Source organism: Siphonobacter curvatus (assembly GCF_002943425.1).
GTDB classification, from domain to species: Bacteria; Bacteroidota; Bacteroidia; order Cytophagales; family Spirosomataceae; genus Siphonobacter; species Siphonobacter curvatus.
In genome coordinates this window covers 1,365,371-1,388,939 of record NZ_PTRA01000001.1, presented here as the reverse complement: position 1 = coordinate 1,388,939, position 23,569 = coordinate 1,365,371, and the positions used below count along the sequence as shown (strand labels likewise).

Here is a 23,569-nt window from a genome sequence, read left to right as displayed (position 1 = left end):
CATGATTGATAAATATCAGATTTCCGAGTACTTCAAGGGATTGCAGGATCACATCTGCCAGGAGTTGGAAAAAGCCGATGGAAAGGCCCAATTCCGGGAAGATCACTGGGAACGTCCCGGCGGCGGCGGAGGTCGCTCGCGGGTCATTGCCGATGGAGCAGTTCTCGAAAAGGGAGGCGTAGGGTTTTCCGCCGTATCGGGTGAAATTCATCCGAAAATGCGGGCTTCTCTGGGCGTGGAAGAAGGCACGGAATTCTTTGCCACGGGCGTTTCGATTGTACAACATCCGGTGAATCCGAATGTACCCATCATTCACATGAACGTTCGGTACTTTGAGCTTTCAACGGGAACCTGTTGGTTTGGCGGGGGCATCGACTTAACCCCCCATTACGTTAACGAAGCGGATGCCCGCTGGTTTCACCAGCAATTGAAAGCAGCCTGTGACCGTTTTTCGCCGGAGTACTATCCCAAATTTAAGAATTGGGCGGACGAGTATTTCTTTTCGCCGCACCGCGACGAAACGCGGGGTATTGGAGGAATTTTCTACGACTATTTAAAACCCTCCGAAACGCTAAGCAAAGAACAGCTGTTTGAATTTACCAAGGCCATCGGCGAATCCTTCGCTCCGATTTATACCAGCCTGATGTTGAAACATCGGGACGAGCCTTATACGGAGGCTCAACGCGACTGGCAACTCCTGCGTCGGGGTCGGTACGTCGAGTTTAATCTGGTCCATGACCGAGGTACCAAATTTGGTTTGGAAACCAACGGTCGTACGGAATCCATTCTCATGAGTTTACCTCCCCTAGCCCGCTGGGAATACGATCATCACCCCGAGCCGGGCAGTGCCGAAGCTCAGACACTGGCCTGGTTACGCAAAGGCGTAGACTGGGTATAGTCCTATTTCGCTTTTATGCAAACCCCGGATTTATTCCTGCTTCAGGAAATAAATCCGGGGTTTCTGCTTTTTCAGCTTCCGTAGTCTCTACGGTTCATTCTCCGTTTTATACACTTCAGTCCGTATTGCTGGCACCTGGTTCGGCTTGTTCTGGAATGGCCGACGGTATAGAGCCACTTTTGTAAAGTCGCCGGCAGAAATCTCCCTAAAAAGCCGCTACTGTAGGGAATTCGAACCGACGACTATCCCCCTGTTTCCTTCAACCTGAAATTGTTTTGTTTATTATGAAAGCCCTCAAAAAGTACCTTGTACTGGGACTGTGTACCCTTACGCTTACCGCTTCGCTGAGTAGTTGTGCCACCGTTTTTGGCGGACGCATTACCGATCATCAACGACGTAAACCGGGAGCGGGTGAACCCCAGCGAGCCGTTCGTACCGGTGCCCTGATTGCCGATATTATTTTATTCTGGCCGGGGCTCATTGTTGATTTTGCCACGGGTGCTATTTATAAACCCAATCGTAACGCTCAGGCAGCTCAACAAACGCCACCAACCGCCCAGCCCGCAAAAGCTTCTCGTTAGTTTTTTACGCTCGTCCCCCGTGTGTGAGGAAAGGATGAGTGGCGTATCCAGTCGCAAAACGTTCAACCGACAACCATTTTTACCTTCAACGATCTGATTTTATTCATTGCCGCATTGCCCGGATTCGTTACGGTGATAACTTGTAACGAATCCGGGCAACCGCTTTTGGGGCCCGTTTCTTTTCCTCAATGAACGCAATGAAATACGGTATCTTCTTGGCCGGTCTGGCGATGAGTGGTCAGGTGCTGGCTCAGACCCCTTCTTTAACCGAAGCTCAGGCTTCCCATTTAGCGAGCCTACCCCTGCATTGTATCACGCAGGTACTCCCTAACAAGCCCAATCATACGTACGAATTTGAGTCGGATCTCCAACTAACGCCTCAGCAATTACACCCTTCCTTCTACGGTTGTCTGGATTGGCATTCCTCCGTACACGGACACTGGATGCTCGTACGATTGCTGAAAACGTTTCCAACATTGCCCGAGCAGTCGGCTATTCGGGCTGTACTGGATTCAAGTTTTCAGGCCTCACGCCTACAGGCGGAAGCGGCGTATTTCGATACTTACAAATTGGCGAAAGGCTTTGAGCGTACCTACGGCTGGGCCTGGTTGCTGAAACTAGACGAAGAGCTGCAAACCTGGAACGACCCACAGGCCAAAGTCTGGCATCGGAATCTTCAGCCCCTCACGGCCAAAATCCTGACGCTCTGGAAAAACTTTCTACCCAAACAAACCTATCCCAATCGCACGGGCGTGCACCCCAATACGGCTTTTGGTCTGGTATTTGCCCTGGATTACGCCCGAACTGTCAAGGATACGGAGTTTGAAAAACTGATTATTCAGCGAAGCAAAGATTATTACGGCGGCAATACCAACGCACCGGGTTATCAGGAACCCGACGGTACGGATTTTCTGTCGCCTTCGCTGGAAGTCTGCGATCTGATGCGTCGGGTTTTGCCTGCCAAGGAGTTTCTGAACTGGTTCGATCGCTACTTAAGCAAGGAAAGTCTGAACACGGTGACCAAGCTACCTTTCGTAAGCGACCGTACGGATTACTCCATCGTTCACCTCGATGGTCTTTGCCTGAGCCGAGCCTGGTGCATGAAGGGCATTGCTTCTGCCTTACCGAAACAGGATAAACGTCGTCAGTTACTGCTCGAAAGTGCCAGCGAACACCTGAGCAAAACCCTACCGCACGTGGCTGCTGGTAATTACGGTGGCGAACACTGGCTGGCTTCCTTTGCCGTTTACGCGTTGAGTATGAAATAAACGATTCATTTCGACAGACTGGCGGGCAAATCATACAGCAACCAGTCTTTCTTACGAATGGAGGAAGCTTTGCTTTTCACTAATTTCACAAAATCGGCGATACCGATGGGTTCGTTGCCGTTCGGATGAATGAGAACGATACTCCCGTTCTGGGGTATTTGTCCCTTCGCCAGCCAGGCGTCGCTTCCGAGCGGTAACAAACCCAACTTGAGGATTTCATCAAAAATGGATCGGTCAGAAATTAGTCCAGGGAAGCGAAAGAAGATGGAAGGCAGTAATCCATTAGTAATCATGGCCTGTTCATTCTGTAACACTTCATCCTGAATATTTGTACCGTTTTTTAACAGGAAATTGCGGGTTAGGGGCAGCTTCGGATTGAAGTAGTGGTGAAAGGAATGGTTCACCCAGGTAATGCGTAAGTCACCGCGTTTTTCGAGAATTTTCAGCCATTCCAGGTCATCTTTGTGGCTTTGAATCCAGAGTCCGGTGATGGTGATAGTAAGCGGTATGGGTTTCTCTTCGGGTTCGAAAGCGGCGATGAGGTCTTCGAATACGGAACGGGTTAACGGTTTATGGGAAGGACATAAATCCATCGTTAGGCTAAAGCCTTTTTCGTTGACATTCGTACGTTCGATTCCAGCGTCCTGCAAAGGCCCCGCTCGTAGCTGCTCCTGCTTTAACGCCCGACCGTAAGCAGTGCCCGCGATGGTACGGGAAACCGCCTGTGGTTCCAGCGGCTGTACGACCACATCCGGTACGATGGTCGTCTCCAGCGTTTTCGGATTAACCATCCAGTAATAGTTTTTCCCATCCTGTTGCCAGCGGCGTAACACGAGCTGACCATTGCTTTGTCCGTTCCAGACCTGGTAGTCGGTCAGTTGACTGTGTGCGGTAGAGGCGATCAGCGAAGATAGGAGTAGGATATACAGAAAACGTGTTTTCATAACCTTGAGGAATCAAGTGGTGGGTGAATTTATCAAAAGCGGATGCATCGTTTTCAGCGTGATGCTATTTTATGCAAAAAAATGGCTGGTTGTATATGCCATGGAGCAATCATGAAGCGTGTACACAGCGGAGTAACGATGTCCCTGGGTGTACCCAGGGCTAATCAACTTAAACCCTTCCGGATTAGCTAACAGTCTTCCTCTCTACTAACTCGTATTTCTTTGCTATTCCTGATTTGCAATCAGGAACCCAGCTGTTGTGAATTTTTAATTCACGGAATTATAAATCCGAAAGCTGCGAAACGTCTATTGCTTCCCTCCTTTTTCAAATGAGTACCCAACCGCGAAGGGGTTCAACATCCATAGCCCCGTATGCAATGCGGGGTGCTTGCACCCGTCCCCCTAGGCCATGCAGCGTAACCTGGGAATTTCTCTAATAAAAGCCCCCAACCTACAACAACCCGAAGGCTTGAAGCCTCCGGGTTGTTGTAGGTTGACTAAATCTCGCACTACTGAACTGGATCGAAAGAACCACCCCAGGTATTATTCTGAATGAGTCTCGGGTTATTATCGATTGCCGATTGTGGAATGGCAAAGAAGTAATATTCCGGCTTCCAGTTGATCGTATACCGCGTATCCATATCCTTGAAAGAGATCGTAAAGTATTTTCGATACGCCTCGTCCAGGTTGACGTCATTACGAGTAGTCGCGAAATCAGCGGGAACGCCCGTCGTTTTCAGGTTGATAATTACTCCGGTACGACGTTTGCCGTTCAGCGTTTTTTCGATTAGTTTCCAGCGTCGCAGATCCCAGAAACGTTTTCCTTCGAAGGCAAACTCAATCTGCCGTTCGTGCAGAATGGCCTCAAAGAGTTCAGCCCGGGTCATGTTTTCTTTCAAACCGTACAGACCGTTAGTACCCGCTTCAATACCAGCCCGTTTCCGAATGGCTTTCAGTTGCGTATAGGCATCATCGAATCGGTCTACGCCTACGGCACTTTCCGCCAGATTCAACAGTACTTCGGCAAAGCGAATTTCCATCCAGTCCGTACCCGCGAATTGAACTTCACCAATCGCGAGGCTGGGGTTAATGGCCTTCCGCGTGTAAAAACCCGTGTTACTGGCCCGTTGCTCGACGGTTTTTCCACCGGCAAAATACGTCCAGAGCCGATAATTCGTATTCCCATTCAAGGGCCAGGTAGCACCGTTGTAGGCAATGGTTTTTCCAAAACGAGGATCCCGGTTTTTGTAGAACAGCGTATCCGAATACGCGTACTTCGCCGATTCGCCGGGTTTCTTACCATCTAGCATCGGGAAAGCTTTGACCAGTTCCCAGGAAGGCTGGTTCGAGCCACCGCCCGTGCCCGTGTAGGAGGGCCGAGTCGAATTATCGTATCCGTTATTTTTGTTCAACTGACCGCCTGAGTTCGTATTAAAACCCGTAATGAAAACGGCTTCCGGGTTATTCACTTCCTGGAACCATAGCTGATCAAATGAGTCATTCAATTTGTAGCCACTGGCCGTCAGAATCGCGTTGGCCTGTACGCTGGCGTCATACGCCGCCTGCCACTTGCTCTTGACGTCGCCGGGGTTGAACTGCGGACTGGCTGCGTACAACAACACCCGAGCCTTAAGTGCGGCGGCGGCTCCTTTCGTAATCCGACCCCAATCCGAGGTATTCCAGGTATTGGGCAGGTACCGCATCGCCGAATCCAGATCGGCCGTAATCTGCGTATAGGTCTCCGTCGTCGTATTCCGGGGAACAAAGGTTCCTTCCTTCGCTTCCACGCCTACCGCATACTGTGGCGTTAGGATCAGGGGTACGCCCCCGTAGATCCGTACCAGATCGAAATACCGCCAGGCCCGGAAGAAGAAAGCCTGAGCTTTCATCCGGTTTTTGGTAGAAGGTTGCAGGGCTCCTTTGCTGACCTCCTCCAGAAACATATTCAACTGCCGGATTTTGGCGTAGTTGTTGGTATTGCTCAGAGCTGTTCCAAAGTCAGCTACGTCATTCGGCTGAATGGTTCCTTCAAAGTATTTGCTTTCTCCGTAAGATTCGTCTGATAAGTTACTGGACGTTCCCCAGGTTCCGCCCCAGGTGGGCAGGTTCTGATCATAGAGGTAGTTCAGACTCAGGTTCGTCAGCGTGGAATCATTGTAAATCAGTTCCGGTGGCGTGGAACCCAGGTCGGTTTTATCCAGAGCTTTCTCGCAGCTGGTCATTAAACCCAGCAGGCTACCAGCCACCATCAGTGTATGTATACCTTTCATTTCGTTCGTCAATTAAAAACCCACATTCAGACCCAGCGAAAACGACCGGATGGTCGGATAGGAATCGTAAGCTCCCTGATACGTTTTATACGTGTAGGGATTGTAAAAATTGATAGGATTGATCGCTACCAAAAACACACTCATACTACCGATACCCATGTTTTTTGCTACTGGAGCGGGTAAGGCGTAGTTGATATTCAAGTTTCGCATCGCGAAGCTGAAGGAGCTTCTAAACCAGAACGCTGAAGCCACACTGTACGAATCTTCGTAAAACGGATCGGGATACGCAGCGTTTGGGTTTTCCGGCGTCCAGTGATCCGTCCAGAAGGAAGGACGGTTTACCGTGGGGCGGGCCCGGGAACGAGCGGAGCCTTCTACCATGGCCTGTCCACCAAAACTACCCCCCATCACTGCGGCCAGCGTAAAGGATTTATACGTTGTGCTTACGTTGAAACCAAAGCTGTAGTGGTTGTCTTCCTTGGGCGTCAGGAAATCCATATCCACGTCTTTCGTGATCTTTCCATCGGGAGCCGTAAACTGACCGGAAGCATCTTTGGGACCGCGAATGTCTTTGTAGTACAGCATCCCGGGTTTAGGAACGACGCCGAAGATGGTGTAACCGGGATTGGCTTCCAGGTACCGATCCACTTCCTCTTGAGAACGGAACATGCCTTCGTATACGTAGCCCTGTAAGCCCATATCGGTTGAGCGGCCAATGGGATCTTCGTAGGTCCCCAGCTTGCCGCGTTCCACGTCCACCCGCATGCGTTTGTTATCACTCCAGGCCAGGAAGGTGTTGATTTTATACGACCAGTCTTTGTTGATTTTGTCCGAATACCCCAATGAAAGTTCAAAGCCAAAGCCATTGACAATCGAGAAGTTTTCGGAAGGCAGCGTCGCCCCCACTGTCAACGGTACGGAAGAAGACAGGGCCGTCAACATATTATACCGGTGATCGTAAAAGCCATCCAGCGAAAACGACAGACGATTTCTGAAAAACTGAGCATCGATCCCGGCGTTGTATTTCATATTGTCATCCCAGCGAATGCCCCGGTTGGCCATGATGTTGTTAGGTACGACGCCCAGGGGACGATCGCTATTCCCACCAAATACGGCACCTTTTCCCACCTGAATTGAGTAGCTGTTTAGCCAGTTATAGGGCTTGGTAGCATCCCCACCAGACAAACCTACGGATCCACGGATTTTCAGAAATTCGACAAAGGATACGCCATTTTTAAAGAAGGGCTCTTCGGACAGCACCCAGCCCAGGGACAGGGAGGGGAAGAAGCCCCAGCGATACTCAGGAGCAAAATTGGTGGAACCATCATAGCGGAGGGCTACTTCGGCCAGATACTTATCGTCGTAATTATAGTTGATCCGTCCGGCATACGACAGCGTTCCAGCCTCCGTTTCGGTTTCCTCGGCGGTCTGGGCACCCGTGGCGTAACGCATGTTGTCTAAGCCGCCAATGATGGGATTTTCCCGCAAACCGGCCAGCATATCCGTATGTCGTTCCGACTGCTCGAAAAAAGCAATCCCCGACACATGATGTTTCCCAAACTGGCGATCGTAATTCAGGTAGCCATTGAACTGATAGCTATCCACGTAACCCGGATTCAGACGAATCTGATCACCATTTTTCAACGGAATCGGATTACCCACAATGTCACCGCCTACAATATGCCGGTGCTCGCCCAGCATACTGAAGTTATAGACGTTGTAGCGGGTACCGTACTGCTTACCGAAGGAGTTGTCCATGGTTTTGCTGTACAATACCCGGGCTTTCAGTCCTTTGATAAACGGCACTTCGTACTCCAGGTTAGCCATCACATTCAGCCCCGTATTTCGGGTCGCCGTGTAGTTGTCGGATCGCTGAATTTCGAAAAAGTGAAAGGACTCCAGGTTGTTCTGGTTCCCACCGGGTTGCAGTACGGGTAAACCATTGACGTACGGAGGATTGAACTGAGATGTGTATAGTAATCCCCGCATATCATTTTCAGTATTTTCTCCACCCTGCTTTAGATAGTACATCCGACGCTGTGACAAGTCTCCACTCAGGATAAACCCGGCTTTCAGGTTTTTGGTAACCTTGATGTCTGTACTAGCCCGGAACGTCCATTTGTTCGCATTGATATTGTCGAAGTTGGCATTCTGATAGTTGTAGGATACCCCCGCGTAATAGGTAGCCCGCTCCGAACCTCCGCTGACGTTCACTGCGTGGCGGGTTAGTGTCGCGGGTTTCCAGGCCATTTCCAGCCAATTGTAATTGTTATTGCGGAAATGGTCCAGTTCGTCCTGCGTGTAGTAAAGCGGATCGTTGGCTGGTTTTCCCTGCGTCCGGTAGTAGTCGTTCAAGTACGTTGCCTGCTCGTACCCATTCATCATCGAGGGCAGGCGAATGGCATCCGTAAACCCAATGGAACCGCTGTAATTAACTTTCGGAGCACCCGCTTTTCCGCGTTTAGTGGCTACTACGACCACCCCCTGGTTGGAACGGGCACCGTAAATGGCAGCGGCGGCATCTTTCAGTACCGAAATAGCTTCTACTTCCGAAGCATCCAGTACGTTGAAATCATCTTCCGTACGAACGACGTTATCAATAACGTAAAGGGGACGTACCGTTCCGCCATCTTTCGACAGTACAATCGGATTCCGAACGGTTATTCCGCCATTATCGCCGGGCCGCCCGGTTCCCCCCGAGACGTTTACGCCGGGCAACTGGCCCTGCAAAGCCGCCGACAAACTACCTACCGGCAACTGCTGAATGGCCTTCATATCCACCGGAGCGACAGCTCCCGTCAGACTTACCTTCTTCTGCGTACCGTATCCTACCACCACAACCTCGTCGAGTGCGGCATCGTTATCCTCCATCTGTACCAGAAAGTTCGTCCGTTTGGCTACGGCTACCTCCAACGTTTTATAGCCAACGCTACTGAAAATCAGGGTCTCCTCACCCGTAGGCAGGTTCAGTCGGAATACCCCTTTTGCATCCGTTACGGTACCGGAACTGGTTCCCTTGATGGCCACGCTTACCCCTACCAAAGGCATACCTTTCGCATCTTGAACAGTACCCGTCGTATGAATGAATACCGAAGCTTTGCTAGCCGTGGGGTGTTTGAGTTTAGGGTCAGCATAAACATAGTCTACGCATCCCACAAAACCGGGTAATAATGTACAAATGACCCTTACAATTTTTTTCATAAGATGTTTGAGGCGTAAAGAAATAGCATCATAGTATAGCAGGAAGACCTTTACTTAGTTAAGCTTATTTTTTTCACGGGCAATACGTTCCTCCCAAGCCTTGCTGGCTTGTTTCATATCAATTCCTGAAGCCGATAGGTAGTTATTAATCTTACCCTTGTATTTGCCAAACCAAGCGTGTTTCTTATTCGAAGACTCAGCATCCATGGCACGTTCACGAGCCTCCGTCAAGTACGCCAATATTTGCTTTTTTTGATTTTCCGTTAATTCCGGTAGCATTTCCTGATAACCTTTGTACGTAATAGGCAATACACCATAAGTCATACCATCTTTCACCGCTTCTATTTGTTGTTGAGAAAGCACTCTTTTCAGCTTGGATAAATATGAAGAATGGGCTTTTTCTAAAGCACTCATTCGCTGTTCTTCAGTCTGCTTAATTTTAGTTTCTTGTATTTCTTTGGAAAGATCCGTTGCTACTTTAATTTGTTTAATTTGAGCATTGTATAGGTCATGCGTTGTATTCAGCTGCCGATACTGCTCAACAATAATGTCTCGTACTTGTACTGAATCAGGCGTATGTAACGTGGCAACAATTTTATCAGCTCGTTTCGTAATAGTCCGGGTATAAGCTTCAGCATCCTGTTGCGTAGATTGAGCTTTCAATCCCAGACTAATGCCCACAAGTACAGTAATGGTTACAAAGATTTTTTTCATCTGAATCAATACAAGTAAAATCGTTTCTACAAAGAATACACCTCCTACCTCAGCCCTTACATAAAGTCTTTTATTATAATAAACACCCTTACTTTAGTCCCGATTTGCAGGAATACAAATTCTTAATTATTAAAGAAATACATTAGTTTAAATCTTCTTATCTCGTAAGACTCTATGAATATTTCGCTCAAGACATATTTGAATAGTACAAATTTTGCACTTTCTAATCATACAACAGTCCTAATTCTTATCAACTTGTTATAGGAAATTATCATAGAATTCATTTGAATTATTATATTTGTATTTACCTAAGTTATCAAGTACTACTCTGAATGAAAGTCGGAAAGTCTTTTTATAAGAAAGATTATACATGTCTGTAATTCAGACAATTACAGACATGACCATAAAAAACACATTACTAAAATATTTTAGTAATGTGAGCATGTTTTGTTCAATTGATAGATAGCTGGAAAGGGCAAGATTTGACAGGATTGCCAGTCAATCCTATTAAGTGTCCTACTGACGGGCCTAAACCTCTAAGAAAACTGATTAACGCCTTGCGTACATGAAGCCTCTATTTCATAAAGTCCCCGTAAAACTGGAGAGTTCCTTCAGCATTCGTCACGACATTAAACCTAATTTTGGTACGATTTGGCATTACCACCCCGAGTTGGAATTACACTACGTAGTAAAAGGCGAAGGCGTTCGATTCATCGGTGACAATATCAGCAACTTTTCGGAAGGTGAGATTGTACTGTTAGGCGAAAACTTACCGCATACCTGGCGTTGTAAGGAAGAATATTATCAGTCCGATTCAGAGTTGAATGTTGAAGCGATTGTCATTCATTTTTTACCCGATTGCTTGGGTGATTATTTATTGAAACTACCAGAAGCTTATTTAATCCCTAAATTATACGAGAAGGCCAAACGCGGCATGGTGATGAGCGGATCAGTAAAAGAAAAACTGATTGAATTAATGTACGCCGCTACAACTGCAACAGATCTCGATAAAATTATTCTTTTGTTGAAGATTCTAAAAACATTAGCGGAGACAGACGAATACACCCCTATCGTAAGTAGTCAAAGTGCATTTTATCAATCCAATGATATGGATACGCAGCGACTGAACAAAGTTTGTGCGTATACACTGACGAATTACAAAAAAGATATCACACTGGAAGAAATCTCATCCATCAGTAATTTGAGTGTAACTTCCTTTTGTCGGTACTTTAAACTATTAACCAACAAGACCTACTATGACTTTTTAATTGAAATACGAATTAGTCACGCCTGCCGGGCTTTGGTCGAGAATAAAGTACCGACGGAAGTCATTTGTTTTGACTGCGGATTTAACAATGTTTCCAACTTTTACCGGCACTTTAAAAAAGTAACGGGCGTCACACCATTAGAGTACAAACGCAAGTATTTACACCGCGTAAATTAAACGAATCCTAGTACACGGCTTTCAAATCCAGTTCTCCCTTCAACTGACTATAATTCGCATATAAACGTTCCACTTCTTTATAAATCTCAGGGGTCAATACGCCTACGTTACGTCGCGTAAATGTTGAAATAGTTAGTCCCCGTTTTTGCAGGAAATATTTGGAAACGATGGGGTATACGTTGTGCATCACATCCATGTTATCAATTAAAAACTGTTGGACTTTCTGTACTTCCTCATCCGAAGAATTATAGTTCTCGCAAAGCCAGACGATCAGCTCCGGCGAAAAGTTACCCTGAATGCAAGACAACCCCGCCGAACCGGCCTTAAGCGAATCTACTGCGTGAACCATATACGCATCGTATAAACCAAAATGGGCCTTGTCGGTAACGCTCAGTTTTTCCTTTACCTGCTTCAGATCCAGGCAAGTATCCTTGTGGTAAATGACCCGCCCCGTGCCGACGAAGCTCCGGAGTTGTTCCGGAGAGATTAGACGCTTATACGGTACCGGACATTCGTAAAAACCCAGTGGAATGTGATCGGTCAGATTCAATAATTCCGCTACACGATCGTTAAATACCTCATCCGAATCCCGTTCATCGGCTAATAAGCCCGAAATCAAAATTACGGCATCGGTACCCAGGTCGTGTACCCGTCTCACAAACTCGGCCTGCTGTGGAATGGGTCCGCCAAAGGTTCCCGTGGCTACCACCGGAACGGATCCCTGGGTTACTTCCAGCACGTGAGCAATGACCGCCAGCCGTTCTTCATCGTTTAGCTCAAACATTTCGCTGGACAGGCAGTTGGCGAACAAGCCGGAGGCTCCGGCTTCCAGGTAGAAATTCGTCAGTTTCGTCAGAGCCGGAAAGTCAATCGAACCGTCGTTCTGAAAAGGCGTAAGCATCACGGGGATGAATCCCTTCGTAGTAGTCTTCATGTTTTGGAGAAATGTTTAAATCTTTATAGCAACAGGCACAGAGCCGCCAGCAAGGAGACGACTACGGGTTTTTTAGAAATTTTCGTGGGTATAAATCGGGTCAGCAACAGTCCGGTCAGGAAGATCGCCAGGGTACCAATCACGATGATCATATTCTGATGCAAGGGACTGCGAAGAAATTCGTATTCTTCCGGGAAATGCGGCGAAAAGGTCATCCAGATAATGACGAGTATGCCGATGAGCGTAGCCGTAATGGCCTCATGGTTACGGGTTTGCCGACTGATAATTCCCAGCAGAAACAGCCCTAGCATACCCGCCGCGAAAATACCCGAGAGCGTCCACCAGATGTCGAGAATACTCTTTACGCCAATCATGGCGATCCCCGCTCCCAGCCCCAGCATGCCCGCCACCACCGTTGCCAGGTGGAGCAACCGCAGGCTTTGTTTACTGCTGACATTCGGGTTGATGTACCGTTTGTAAATGTCCTCGGAAAATACCGTTGCCGACGCATTCATGCCCGAACTGATGGTACTCATCGCGGCGGAAAGAATTGCCGAAACGATCAATCCGACCAGTCCCGTTGGAATTTTGGTCACCATAAAATGCGGCATCACCTTGTCGCCGTAATCCGAAGGTTTCAGGTTGGCCAGGGCCTGTGCTACGCTCGTACCACCCGTTGCCTGCTCTTGGGCTACCTGCATTTTGACGGCCAGCAATAACTCGGGATGAGCTTCATAGTACGCAAACAGACAGGAACCAATCACAAAAAACAGCAGCGAAGCCGGAATATACAGCACCACGCAAAGCCACAGGGAGCGGGAAGCTTCGCGGGCCGACGAGGTAGTATGGTATCGCTGAATGTAATTCTGGTCCATCCCGAAGTTGTTCAGGTTGATGAAAAATCCGTACAACAAAACGACCCAGAAGGAAGACTGCGTGAAATCCAGCGAGAAAGTACCCAGACTGAATTTATCGTATGACTTTCCGATTTCAACGATTTTAGGCACGCCACCCGGCATTTCCCGGATAATCAGGTACAGAATGATCAGGGCACCGAGGGTCTTGATGACGGCCTGTACTACTTCCGTCCAGATAACCGCTTCGATCCCTCCCAGCACCGTATAAATGATAATACTGATCCCCATGACGATCATGATCATTTCCATGGAATACCCCGTCAGGGCCTGTAAACTCAAGGCAATGCCGAAAAAGATGGAACCCATGCGAGCCAGTTGCGTCAGCAGGAAACAGACCACGGCGTAGGTACGGGCCCAACTGCCGAACCGATGTTCGAGGTGGGTATAAGCTGAGATTTCACCCGTTCGCCGGTAAAAAGGTACAAAGTAACGCGAGGCCGTATACGCTGCCAGTGGCATGGATAGACTAAAGACGAAAGCATTCCAGTTGCCGCCAAACGCTTTGCCGGGTACGCCCAGAAAGGTGTTACTACTCAAAAACGTTGCGTAGATGGACATCCCAATGGCCCAGCCGGGGATCATGCCGGAGGCTTTGGTGAACTGTTCCGCGTTTTTGTTTTTCCGTGAAAAATAGAATCCTACCGCAATCATGGCACCCAGATATAGAGCGATAACCGTAAGATCGATTAGAGGCAAATTTTTCATAACAATCGGTAGAGGTCTGTACCTAATAAAGTCTGCTTTTCTGCCGCCCGTACAGTACGCAGCTTCCCATTTTTTTGCCTTTCGCCGGTAAAAAGCCCTCAAATGGCGACGAAAAGGCTATATGCTTCGAAGCACTCCCGGTTTTACCCTATTCTTTCTGACAAAGTTACTATGGTACTTTCCGGATTATTTATATGATTCTTACATCAAATTATAGCATCTTATCCTTACTGAACATCCAGTGCATCCAGGTATAAACGGTCCGCATCCAGCGTTTTCAGACGCAGCGTGTAGGTACCCGCATTGATCATCGTTCCTGTATTCGTAGTGGCGTAGGTCCATTTGCCGGGTTTAGACGGTTCCAGCTCCAACGTTTCGGCGGGCTTCACCAACGTACCGTCTTTGAGGATCAACTCAACACTCACTTTTAATGCTTTCTGAGCTGGATTATGGTACTTGAGCGTGAGGGAATACGTATCGGCCACCCCCACGGCAAGGATCCATTCCAACGTATCACCGCTGGCTTTTTTAAAGACCATCCGCTCTTTGTCGAGGAAGACCTCCTTACCCACGCCCTGACCTATGGGTTGGGCCTGCGTGGCTTTGTAACTCGTGGCTGCTTTCAGATCGTAGGCGGGTTCAAGGGTGTACACAGGTAGTGCGGCCAGCCAGGAGCCCGCCGCCGCCATCAGCTTTTCATTCGCCTGCATTCGTTTGCGAACGAGCGAATACTGCCGGGGTTCATCGGTCGTCAGGAACGTGTCCGTGGCTTCAAAACCGGAAGGTGGTAATGCCGACGCGGGTACAGCCAGAAACACATCTGCCGCTTCCGTGACCTGTACCGTTGCGGCTTCGTTCCGCTTCCGTTTTAGCCAGGTGGCTCCGTACAGATGAGAGGGTAGCGAAACGGCCCGTGTGGTTTCGTCAGCGAACAACCCATCCCCCGTATCCAGCCAGGATTCAACGCTTCCCTGTGTACTTTTCAGGATGGAACTCGATTGCTGGGTAATTACAGATTTGGTATCCAGAGCCGCAATGGCAATAGCCGAGATGACCGCCTGAGCGGATGGTACGTGGGGAAAAGAAACCTTCAATTGCCCGCCCCGCACCCGTACGCGTAGCGTTTTTTTCAGCAGAGCATCATGGCCCACTTCCTTCCAGATGTCCAGATTTTTAAGGCGTACCTCGTCGTTGATGGCGACGTCAAACAATCGCCAGCCTGTGGCATCGAGTCCGCCGCCGGTGCCGTACCAGGGTTCGATAAAGTACAGTTCCACCTGATAGTCGCCGTCGGGTACGTTGAAATGATAGGCCAGTTGGTCACGTCCGTAGCGAAAGGTCTGGAAAAGTTTAGGGTCGGACGTACCGCGAATGGGATCAAACGTTCGCCGCTGACTGGCAAAGAAGGCGGGCATGCCCGGATAGTGTTCAGTCCAGGAAGTAGACCCCCAGGCGTTTGTCTCCGTTTTTCGCTGATCGGCGTACCAGACCTTTTTCTGGACATCGGTGTACGTCGGTCCGCCGCAGTTGACCCGGTACAGGTAGCGTAGTCCAGATGTGGAGGCGGCCGTTACTTTCCCGGTTACTTCCGAAAGATGCGGAGCTTCGGGCAAATGATTCAGGACTACCACGTCCGTAGCCACCGCTTTGCCCTTGACGTATCCTACGGCGTAGAGGGTATTCGTTTGAATGTCGGCTCCGTCCCACTGAAAATGCGTCCCTACCCCCTGCCGCGTTTTCCGGCCCAGCGAACGGTGGTTCACATCATTGAAGAGTTCCACCGCATCGCAATTGGAGTAAACGATGAGGCTATCTTTCCTGCCCGGCGTCGTCCAGCGGTTCGGCCAGGTATGCGACACAATGTAGACCATCGGCTCGGTTTCTTTGGGAGCGTAGTTGGACCGGAACAGGTAAAAGGCATCCGTCGGTTCTTCCCAGGCCGTGAACAGCCCTTTGTAATTCACGGGGCCGATTCGGTCCAGTTCCCGCAGCCCTTCGCCACCCTGTACGCGACCGGGATTATCGTGCGAATTGAGCAACCAGAAAAAATGCCCGGCCGTGCGATCCCGTACCGATTCCGCCAGCCGGATTTTGGTTTCCATCAGGTCCGTCATGCGGTTTTCGCTGAATACGCCACGGCCTTCCGTATGCTGGTCGATGGTTCGCCAGGCTCCGTATTCACCCACCAGAATCTGCCGTTTCAGGTCTTCGCCGTACTGTTGCGGATCGCCGCCGTAGGTACCCGTCCAGTTCTGCGGCACGTCCCAGTCGGTACCTTTCCCACCGTTACAGGTCGTGATTTTTCGCTGGGAAGAAGCCGTCGGATCGAGTTGCCGGATCAGCTCGCTACATTCCCGGGCGAAATCCTCGGGAAGCGTACTTTCATTTTCGAGTCCCCAGAGAATGATCGATGGACTGTTCCGCCGCTCTTTCACCCAGTCGATCAGCAACCGTTTGAAATTTTGGCGAAAGGCGGGCGTATCGTACCAGATGTGTGCGGCCATTTGCGGCCACCAGAGAATACCGGCTTCGTCCCAGTACAGATGATAGCGAAGGTTATGGGGTTGATGAGCATCGCGAAAGGCATTGAACCCAACGGCTTTGACCTGACGTACCCGGGTACGAATCTGCTCTTCACTAAACGCGTGACTGTTTCCCAGCAAATGTTCATATTCGGCTACGCCATTGATGAAGACTGGTTGGCCGTTGATGCGTAAGCGGGTTTTCGCGTTAAGACTCAAATCCCAGCTCACTTGCCGGATGCCGTAGGATGTGGTCAGTTCATCGATTCGCTGGCCCTCTTCCAGCACCTGCGTCACGAGCCGATAGAGGTACGGCTGCTCGGGTGACCAGAGCTGTGGACGCGACACGGAAAGATCTGGTGACGCAAGCGTTACCGTTTCTCCGGCTTTTAAATTCAGTTGCTGTTCGACTTTGGTTACGGCTTTGCCTGAACGATCCAGCAGTTGCTGCACGACCGTCAGAGTACGGGGCCGGGTACCGTAGTTTTTGATTTCACTCCGAACGTGCAGGTTCGCCGCCGTAGCCGAAACGCTCGTATCATTCCAGACGTGTACCCCAAAGGGTTCAATTCGTACGTCACGGGTCACGATGAGCTGCACCGGACGAAAGATACCCATTGGCTGGGAGCCTTCCGAGAAACCCCGCTCGCTGGAACTACCCCCACTCACCCAGGGTAAATCCTGAATCTGATCGGGATGATCGGCCCGTACGGCCAGCAGATTGGTTTGATTGTTGAGACGAATAACGTCCGTAATATCCAAAGTGAACGATGTCCGTCCCCCCGCATGGTAGCCTATCTTTTTTCCGTTGAGCCAGATGGTGGCGTACGAACCTACGCCTTCAAAAAACAGAAAGAATCGTTTTCCCGCCGCGGCTTCCTGCACCGTGAAGGTTTTGCGATACCAGGCTACGCCGTAGCGATTGCCGTTAACTTTCCGGCGATAGCCACCGTACTGATCCCAGTTGTGGGGCACCTGCACGGTTTTCCAGGACTGAGCCTTGAAGTTACTTCGGTAAAAATCCGGGTGTGCCGTGGTATCGTCCGTGGCGGTGGACTGCCAGTTCGCCTGCAGGGAAATTTCTTTTCGCGACTGCCCTCTGGCCGTGAAGGTCAGGAACAGACTCAGTAGGATGAGTTTTGAATGCATCGATTCCAAAGGGGAAGTACGTCCGATCCACGCGGGCCGGACGGATGGGTAGGAACGGCTGACTGAAACGCTTTACTTCTGCTTTTCCAGCTTGCCGTTGAAGGTATAGGCTTTGCCCTTTTCCGTCGTGAACTTCACTTCTTTCGAGCCATACTGCAAAACGCAGGGCTGCCCGGCCAGCGAACGGACCGTTACCGTCGTCAGCTTGCCCTGTTTCCAGGAAAAATCCAGCTCAAAACCACCCCTGGCCCGGATTCCCCGCAGGTTTCCCTCGGCCAGTACTGCGGGCAAAGCGGGCAACAGATCAATACCAGAACTATGGCTTTGCAGCAGCATTTCAGCCATTCCCGCCGAGCCACCAAAGTTGCCATCGATCTGAAACGGCGGGTGAGCATCGAAGAGATTGACGTACGAACCACCCGCTCCAGATACCGGACGCAGCAGCATTTTGACAAGTTGCAGAGCGTGTTCGCCCTCGCGAAAACGAGCCCAGAAATTGATTTTCCAGGCCAGACTCCAGCCCGTTCCTTCGTCGCCCCGGTACAGCAGCGACTGCCGGGCAGCCTTCATCACGTCGGGCGTTTTTTCCCAGCTAATGTCATCGCCCGGATGTACGCCCCAGAGGTGCGATACGTGGCGGTGATGATTGGTCGTATCGTCCTTGTCTTCCAGCCATTCCTGTAATTGCCCGTACCGCCCGATTTGATTGGGGGCCAGTTGCTGGAGTTGGGTTTGCAGGGTTTTGCGGAAGGTTTCGTCCGTACGCAGGCGTTCGCTGGCCTGAATGCAGTTTCGAAACAGGGTGCGAATGATCTGATGATCCATCGTGGGCCCGGCGACTAACCCACCGTTCTCGGGCGAGTTAGAAGGCGTACTGATCAGCCAGCCCGTTTTTGGGTCTTTTACCAGGAAACCCGTAAAAAACAGAGCGGCCTGTTTCATCAGCGGATACGCACGATTTTTCAGAAAACCCAGATCCTGGGTATACTGAAAATGTTCCCATACGTGCTGACTCAGCCAGCCGGCTCCCGTTACCCAGATGCCGTGATTGGAGGCATTGATGGGAGCCGTTCCCCGCCACAGATCCGTATTGTGGTGCAAAACCCAGCCCCGAGCGTTGTAATGGAGCTTCGCCGTTTGCGTACCCGTCTGGGCGAGTTCATCCATCATCCGAAACAGCGGCTCGTGCTGGGCCGACAGGTTGAGTACCTCGGCCGGCCAGTAGTTCATTTCGAGGTTGATGTTGGTCGTGTACTTGCTGCCCCAGGGGGGAGCCAGCAGGTCGTTCCAGAGTCCTTGCAAATTGGTGGGTTGTCCGCCCGGTCGGGAACTGGAAATCAGCAGATACCGTCCGTACTGCATGTACAGAGCCATGAATGAAGGATCAGGTGCGTCCGAAAAGCGGGCCAGTCGCTGATCGGTCGGCAGTTTCTGGTCAGTGTTAGCCCCCAGTTCCACCGAAAACTTCTGGTAATAAGGCTGGTATTCCCGCAGGTGTTCCTGTCGTATTTGAGCGTAGGTTTGTCCGGTTACCCGCTGCATCGTTTGTTCACAGGCGGCCACCGGATTCCCCGAAACATTCTGATAATTAACGAAATTCGTAGCCGCCGTCAGGTACAGCGTCACTTCGTCGGCTCCCTCGATCACCACTTGATTCGACTCGATGCGACGGGTCCCTTTCTTCGTTTCCACTCGCAGGTAACTTTCCCCGCGAAGGGCTCCGTTTCGTACCTGTACGGCCAGAGCCAGCGTTTGTTCGTCGATTTTCCGTACGCTATACTTGGCATGTGGACTGCTCAGAGCCGCCGTCAAACTGATGCGTCCCGGCTGACTGGCCGTCAGGTGAATCGCCAGTACGCCTTTCGGCTGACTCGTCAGGTATTCGCGGGTGTAGGTCACGTCGGCTACCTTGAACTGCGTCCGGGCTACTGCCTCATTCAGGTTCAGTTCGCGACGATAATCCGTTGAGTTCGTTAGATTTTTGAAGGTCAGGTTGAGATTACCAAACGGCTGATAATCGGCCTGATAGTGGGGTACGGCGGGCGCTTCGCTGTTCTGGATAAAATACTTCCAGTTACCGTTCAGGGAAAGCTTCTCGGAGCTATTAGCCGGGTACAGAGCCAAATGACGAGTCGTATCCTTGTACCCCGCAATCCCGCCTTTGTCGAAGTAATTGATCACCTGAATGGCCAGTACATTCTTGCCGGGTTTCAGTATATCGGCGGGAATCTGATACTTACGAGGTTCGGTACTGTTCGTCGTCCCCACCAATTTTCCATTGACGTAGGTAACATCGTAATCGCGAACGCGGTTGAGGTCGAGCGTCAGGGCTTTTCTCTGCCAGTTTACGGGTAAGGTAAACGTGGTCCGAAACCAGACGGCTCCGTCCAGGCCTTCGAAGCCTACCGTTTCCCAACCTTCGTAGGCGGGTACGGGCATGGTTTTCCAGTCCGAATCGTCATAGGCCGCTTCCGCCGGATTTCCTTGTACGCCCTTGCCCGCCTTCACCGACGCCAGCCATTCTTCCTTGCGGCCCTCGTTACTTTTCAGTCCCATGAAATGGGCTTCGGCTAATTGCTCGGCTTCTTTCTGCTTGCCTTCGGCCAGTAATTTGCGGATTTCGGGCAAATACGCCGCCGCTCCGGACCGGGCGTGGGCACGCGGTTCACCCGTCCATAGCGTGGACTCGTTGAACTGAATGCGATCGTTCTCGATCCCTCCGAAGACCATGGCTCCCAGTCGCCCATTCCCCAGCGGCAAGGCGTCTGTCCACTTGACGGCGGGCTTGGTGTACCACAACTGATACGACTGAGCCTGAGCCGTGTATCCCAGCAATAACAGTAAGAAAATGCGTAATTTCATGCGTATACCCCAACAATTTAGTTCCGTACTACATCTTCCCTCACCTCGTTCGACTTCCAGACGGGCGTTTTTACGCCTTTAAACTGGTTGCTTTCCAGCGTGATATTCCGGCTATCGGCTCCCTTGATTTTCAGGTATACATCGGTACCGGCCGCTGGAAAGGCATTCGTAATGAAGGCATCGCGAACGTTGGTCAGGTCCAGCACGGGTGTATCAGCGTGTGGTGTGTAGGTCTTCACCGCGTTGACTTCCAGCGTCTGTACATTTTCGGCCTCAATGGCCGGACCGGTTTGGGTACTGACCTTGACGTTATGAAAGGATACGTCTTTGGCTGCTTTGATCAGAAATCCGGTTTTGGCCCGAATCTGAAGGTCCGTGAAGCTGACGTTTTCAATGGGCATTTCCTGCAATCCGTTCAGATAACCCGCCCGGTTCACCTCGGCGGTGATGTTACTGAAGTGAATATTCCGGAAGGCGGGTGTCCGCTCGGAAACGGGTTCGGGATCGGTCTTGGCGTACTGCATATCGAGCACAATGGCCTGATCCCGAATGTTTTTCATGATGATATTGTCCACGCGAATGTCTTCCACCACGCCCCCCCGGCCGCGAGCGGTTTTGATCCGAATGCCCCGATCCGTACCGTCGAATACGCAGTTGGAGATCGCGATTTTCTTCACGCCACCCGACATTTCGCTGCCGATCACCACGCCGCCGTGCCCCGAAAGCATGGTACAGTTAGTGATGGTATGGTTTTCGGCCGGAACGTTCATTTTGCGACCCGCCCGGTCCTTGCCCGACTTGATGGTGATGCAATCGTCGCCCACGCTGATGTGGCAATTGGAAATGTGTACGTATCGGCAGGATTCGGGGTTGATGCCGTCCGTATTGGGGGAAGGCGGATTGTTAATCGTAACGCCCGTGACGGTTACGTTTTCGCAGAATTCCGGATTAACCGTCCAGAACGGCGAGTTCCGAATGGTGATGCCTTCGATCAGTACGTTTTTGCAGTGCATGAACTGTATAAAGGGAGGCCTCAGAAAACCCCGCTCCACCCAGCCCGGCAGATCGGGCCGCAGAATGTCTTTGTTGAGGCGGTGAAACTCATCCTGCCACTTCGAACCCGGCGAATTTTTGACGTGTATTTCCGAATACGCCCACCACTTTTTGCCGTGCCCGTCAATCAGTCCGCGACCCGTAATGGCAATGTTTTCGGCCCGGTTGGCGTAAAAAAGCGGCGAGAAATTCGTTACGTCCGTCCCTTCCCAACGCGATTCGACCATGGGCAAATAGGCGTCGAAATTATCCGTAAAGTGGATTTCGGCACCCGCGTCGATCTGGATGGTGATGTTACTTTTCAGGTGAATCGGTCCCGTTTTGTATTTCCCCGGGGGGAAGTATACGGTGCCACCGCCCTCCTTCACGGCGGCGGCAATGGCTTTCTGAATGGCCTGCGTCGCCAGGGAACTGCTGTCTTTTTTAGCTCCGTAGGCCGTCACGTTGAAGTACTGCTGAGCCTGCGTCGTTCCGGCGATCAGTACGCAGGTCAATACGGTGAGAAGTGTTCGCATGATTGCTTCGTGTTACGCGTTAAAGCCGGGTCTGAATGGCTTTCAACTGTTTTCCGTGGTAGACTTCCTTGCCATCGGCCCATACCCGGAAACCTTTGCCTTTGCCGTATTTTTTTCCGGTTTTATCCCAGAGAATCGTCAGCGTTTTGCCGTGGTAGGGCACCCGGTCCAGGCAGAACCAGTCCCATCGTTTTTCTTCGAGGAGTGGTTTGATTTCCAGCGTATCGTCCGAGCGGGGTTTCAGTCCAATCAAATCGTTAATGACCAGATCCGCGAACCCGGAGTGGTTGTAGAATTTACTGCGGGGATCGTCGCCCTTCAGCCATTCCCCGTTCTTTTCATCCTGATATTCACCGAGGTATAGCTTGCCGTTCATGACGTGCGAATCCGCGTATCGGCGTAATTCATCGAAGAATTGAGCTCGGCTGACGGTTTTATTATGCTGGTAATCCGTCAGAAAATGCGACAGGGCTTTCAGGGTTTGCGTCGTGGCGAAGGGCCAGAGTGGACCGTCCCACTCGCAACCGTGTCCCGAACCGTGCGTCCGGAAACCGGGATGGCGGCGTTCGGCCGTGGTCAGACCCCAGGGGGCCTTAAATCCAGTCGTATCGCCAAGCTGTTTCCAGGCGGCGGCGTATTTAGGACTATCGTCGGGCAGATTGAAGTACCAGGGAATGAATCCGATGGCTTCGCGGGCATTGGCAAAGGTTCCGTTTTCCAGTTTCACCTCGAAAAATTGATCGGCGTCGTTCCACAAGGTCTGCTGCGTCAATTGCTTCAGTTGCAAGGCTTTTTGCAGATAGGTTTCTCGCAGCGTATCGTTTTTCAGCAATTGCCCCAGAGCGGCCAGGGCTTTGGCGTTGCCGTACATGTAACTGTTGATGGTGGGCCGTACGTTTTTCACTTTCCGCCCCCCACTGATGGATTCCTCCATGGCATCTTTTACGTCGTGCTGCCAGAAGAGCTGATTGGGCAATTGCCGCTCCGACTCCCAGCGACGGTAGTCAGCAGCCAGAGCGGGGGTAACTTTCCGAACAAAAGCCTCGTCTGTATTGACCAGATACCGCTGGTACACGGCGTCGGCGAGCCAGCTGCTGAAGGAATGGAACCGCTGTACGGTATGCTTGGGATCGACGTACAGCCAGAAGGAAATGTACTCGTCGATGTACTGCGGATTGCGGAGCCAGCGGCCTTCGTACACGTGGTGTCCCAGGGCACTACTGATGGCATTGTGCTTTCCGGCGTGTTTCACTGGCGTAATGAATTCCGTGAAAATGAATCCGTCGGGCGTTTGCTTGAGGTGTTTGCGGAAGGCCCACCAGCGATAGTAATACAGCTGCGTAAGTACGGAATCGGGACTATCGAAGTACGGAATGTTTTGGCAAAGCCAGGCCTGCGACTGGGCGTTGGGAACGTAGTTTTTCACGGCCTCTTCGTCAGCCGCGTTGAAGGCCGTTACGTATTTCTGAAGAGACTGATCCGTTAATACGTGTTGAGCGAAGGTGCTTAGACTCAGACAAGCGAGCATTCCGCTAATTAGGTACTGACGCATAGAGAAGCTTGTTTTCCTGGGATGTGCCAGAAGTTATAGT

General features: G+C 50.8%; 14 protein-coding genes. 4 read left to right on the top strand and 10 right to left on the bottom strand.

What is annotated here, in order from left to right; genetic code table 11:
• Nucleotide 1: 1 nt before the first annotated feature.
• From hemF to C5O19_RS05505, 3 genes are all read left to right on the top strand, one after another.
• On the top strand, nucleotides 2-898 hold the full coding sequence (gene hemF / locus C5O19_RS05515) for an oxygen-dependent coproporphyrinogen oxidase (RefSeq protein ID WP_104710359.1): 897 nt from the start codon (nucleotides 2-4) through the stop codon (nucleotides 896-898).
• A 284-nt stretch (nucleotides 899-1,182) separates the two neighbouring features.
• Nucleotides 1,183-1,479, top strand: a complete 297-nt coding sequence (locus tag C5O19_RS05510; protein ID WP_104710358.1) for a hypothetical protein — start codon at nucleotides 1,183-1,185, stop codon at nucleotides 1,477-1,479.
• A gap of 197 nt (nucleotides 1,480-1,676) precedes the next feature.
• Entirely contained in the window at nucleotides 1,677-2,747 is a 1,071-nt protein-coding gene (locus C5O19_RS05505; RefSeq protein ID WP_104713908.1) for a DUF2891 domain-containing protein, read from the top strand.
• 5 nt (nucleotides 2,748-2,752) lie between these two features.
• On the opposite strand, the gene C5O19_RS05500 is transcribed toward C5O19_RS05505, so the two are convergent.
• From C5O19_RS05500 to C5O19_RS05485, 4 genes are all read right to left on the bottom strand, one after another.
• A complete protein-coding gene (locus C5O19_RS05500; RefSeq protein WP_104710356.1) occupies nucleotides 2,753-3,691 on the bottom strand; it encodes a polysaccharide deacetylase family protein in 939 nt (312 codons plus the stop codon).
• 509 nt (nucleotides 3,692-4,200) lie between these two features.
• Complete coding sequence (locus C5O19_RS05495) at nucleotides 4,201-5,961, bottom strand: RagB/SusD family nutrient uptake outer membrane protein (protein ID WP_104710354.1); 1,761 nt, start codon at nucleotides 5,959-5,961, stop codon at nucleotides 4,201-4,203.
• A gap of 12 nt (nucleotides 5,962-5,973) precedes the next feature.
• Nucleotides 5,974-9,162: a SusC/RagA family TonB-linked outer membrane protein gene (locus tag C5O19_RS05490; protein WP_104710352.1), complete on the bottom strand. Its 3,189-nt coding sequence runs from the start codon at nucleotides 9,160-9,162 to the stop codon at nucleotides 5,974-5,976.
• A 54-nt stretch (nucleotides 9,163-9,216) separates the two neighbouring features.
• On the bottom strand, nucleotides 9,217-9,876 hold the full coding sequence (locus C5O19_RS05485) for a DUF3826 domain-containing protein (protein WP_104710351.1): 660 nt from the start codon (nucleotides 9,874-9,876) through the stop codon (nucleotides 9,217-9,219).
• Nucleotides 9,877-10,441: 565 nt separating this feature from the next.
• Here C5O19_RS05485 and C5O19_RS05480 point away from each other — a divergent pair.
• A complete protein-coding gene (locus C5O19_RS05480; RefSeq protein WP_104710349.1) occupies nucleotides 10,442-11,320 on the top strand; it encodes an AraC family transcriptional regulator in 879 nt (292 codons plus the stop codon).
• Nucleotides 11,321-11,327: 7 nt separating this feature from the next.
• Here C5O19_RS05480 and C5O19_RS05475 read toward each other — a convergent pair whose 3' ends face one another.
• From C5O19_RS05475 to C5O19_RS05450, 6 genes are all read right to left on the bottom strand, one after another.
• The gene (locus tag C5O19_RS05475; RefSeq protein WP_104710347.1) at nucleotides 11,328-12,254 is read right to left on the bottom strand and encodes a dihydrodipicolinate synthase family protein; all 927 of its coding nucleotides are present in this window, start codon (nucleotides 12,252-12,254) and stop codon (nucleotides 11,328-11,330) included.
• Between the two features lie 23 nt (nucleotides 12,255-12,277).
• Entirely contained in the window at nucleotides 12,278-13,876 is a 1,599-nt protein-coding gene (locus C5O19_RS05470) for a sodium:solute symporter (protein ID WP_104710344.1), read from the bottom strand.
• Between the two features lie 227 nt (nucleotides 13,877-14,103).
• On the bottom strand, nucleotides 14,104-17,547 hold the full coding sequence (locus C5O19_RS05465; protein ID WP_104710342.1) for a malectin domain-containing carbohydrate-binding protein: 3,444 nt from the start codon (nucleotides 17,545-17,547) through the stop codon (nucleotides 14,104-14,106).
• A 72-nt stretch (nucleotides 17,548-17,619) separates the two neighbouring features.
• Nucleotides 17,620-20,409 (bottom strand): glycoside hydrolase family 95 protein, encoded by a 2,790-nt coding sequence (locus C5O19_RS05460; RefSeq protein WP_104710340.1) that lies wholly within the window; start codon nucleotides 20,407-20,409, stop codon nucleotides 17,620-17,622.
• 17 nt (nucleotides 20,410-20,426) lie between these two features.
• A complete protein-coding gene (locus tag C5O19_RS05455) occupies nucleotides 20,427-21,977 on the bottom strand; it encodes a glycoside hydrolase family 28 protein (RefSeq protein WP_104710338.1) in 1,551 nt (516 codons plus the stop codon).
• 19 nt (nucleotides 21,978-21,996) lie between these two features.
• Nucleotides 21,997-23,529, bottom strand: a complete 1,533-nt coding sequence (locus C5O19_RS05450; RefSeq protein ID WP_104710336.1) for an MGH1-like glycoside hydrolase domain-containing protein — start codon at nucleotides 23,527-23,529, stop codon at nucleotides 21,997-21,999.
• Nucleotides 23,530-23,569: the final 40 nt, after the last annotated feature.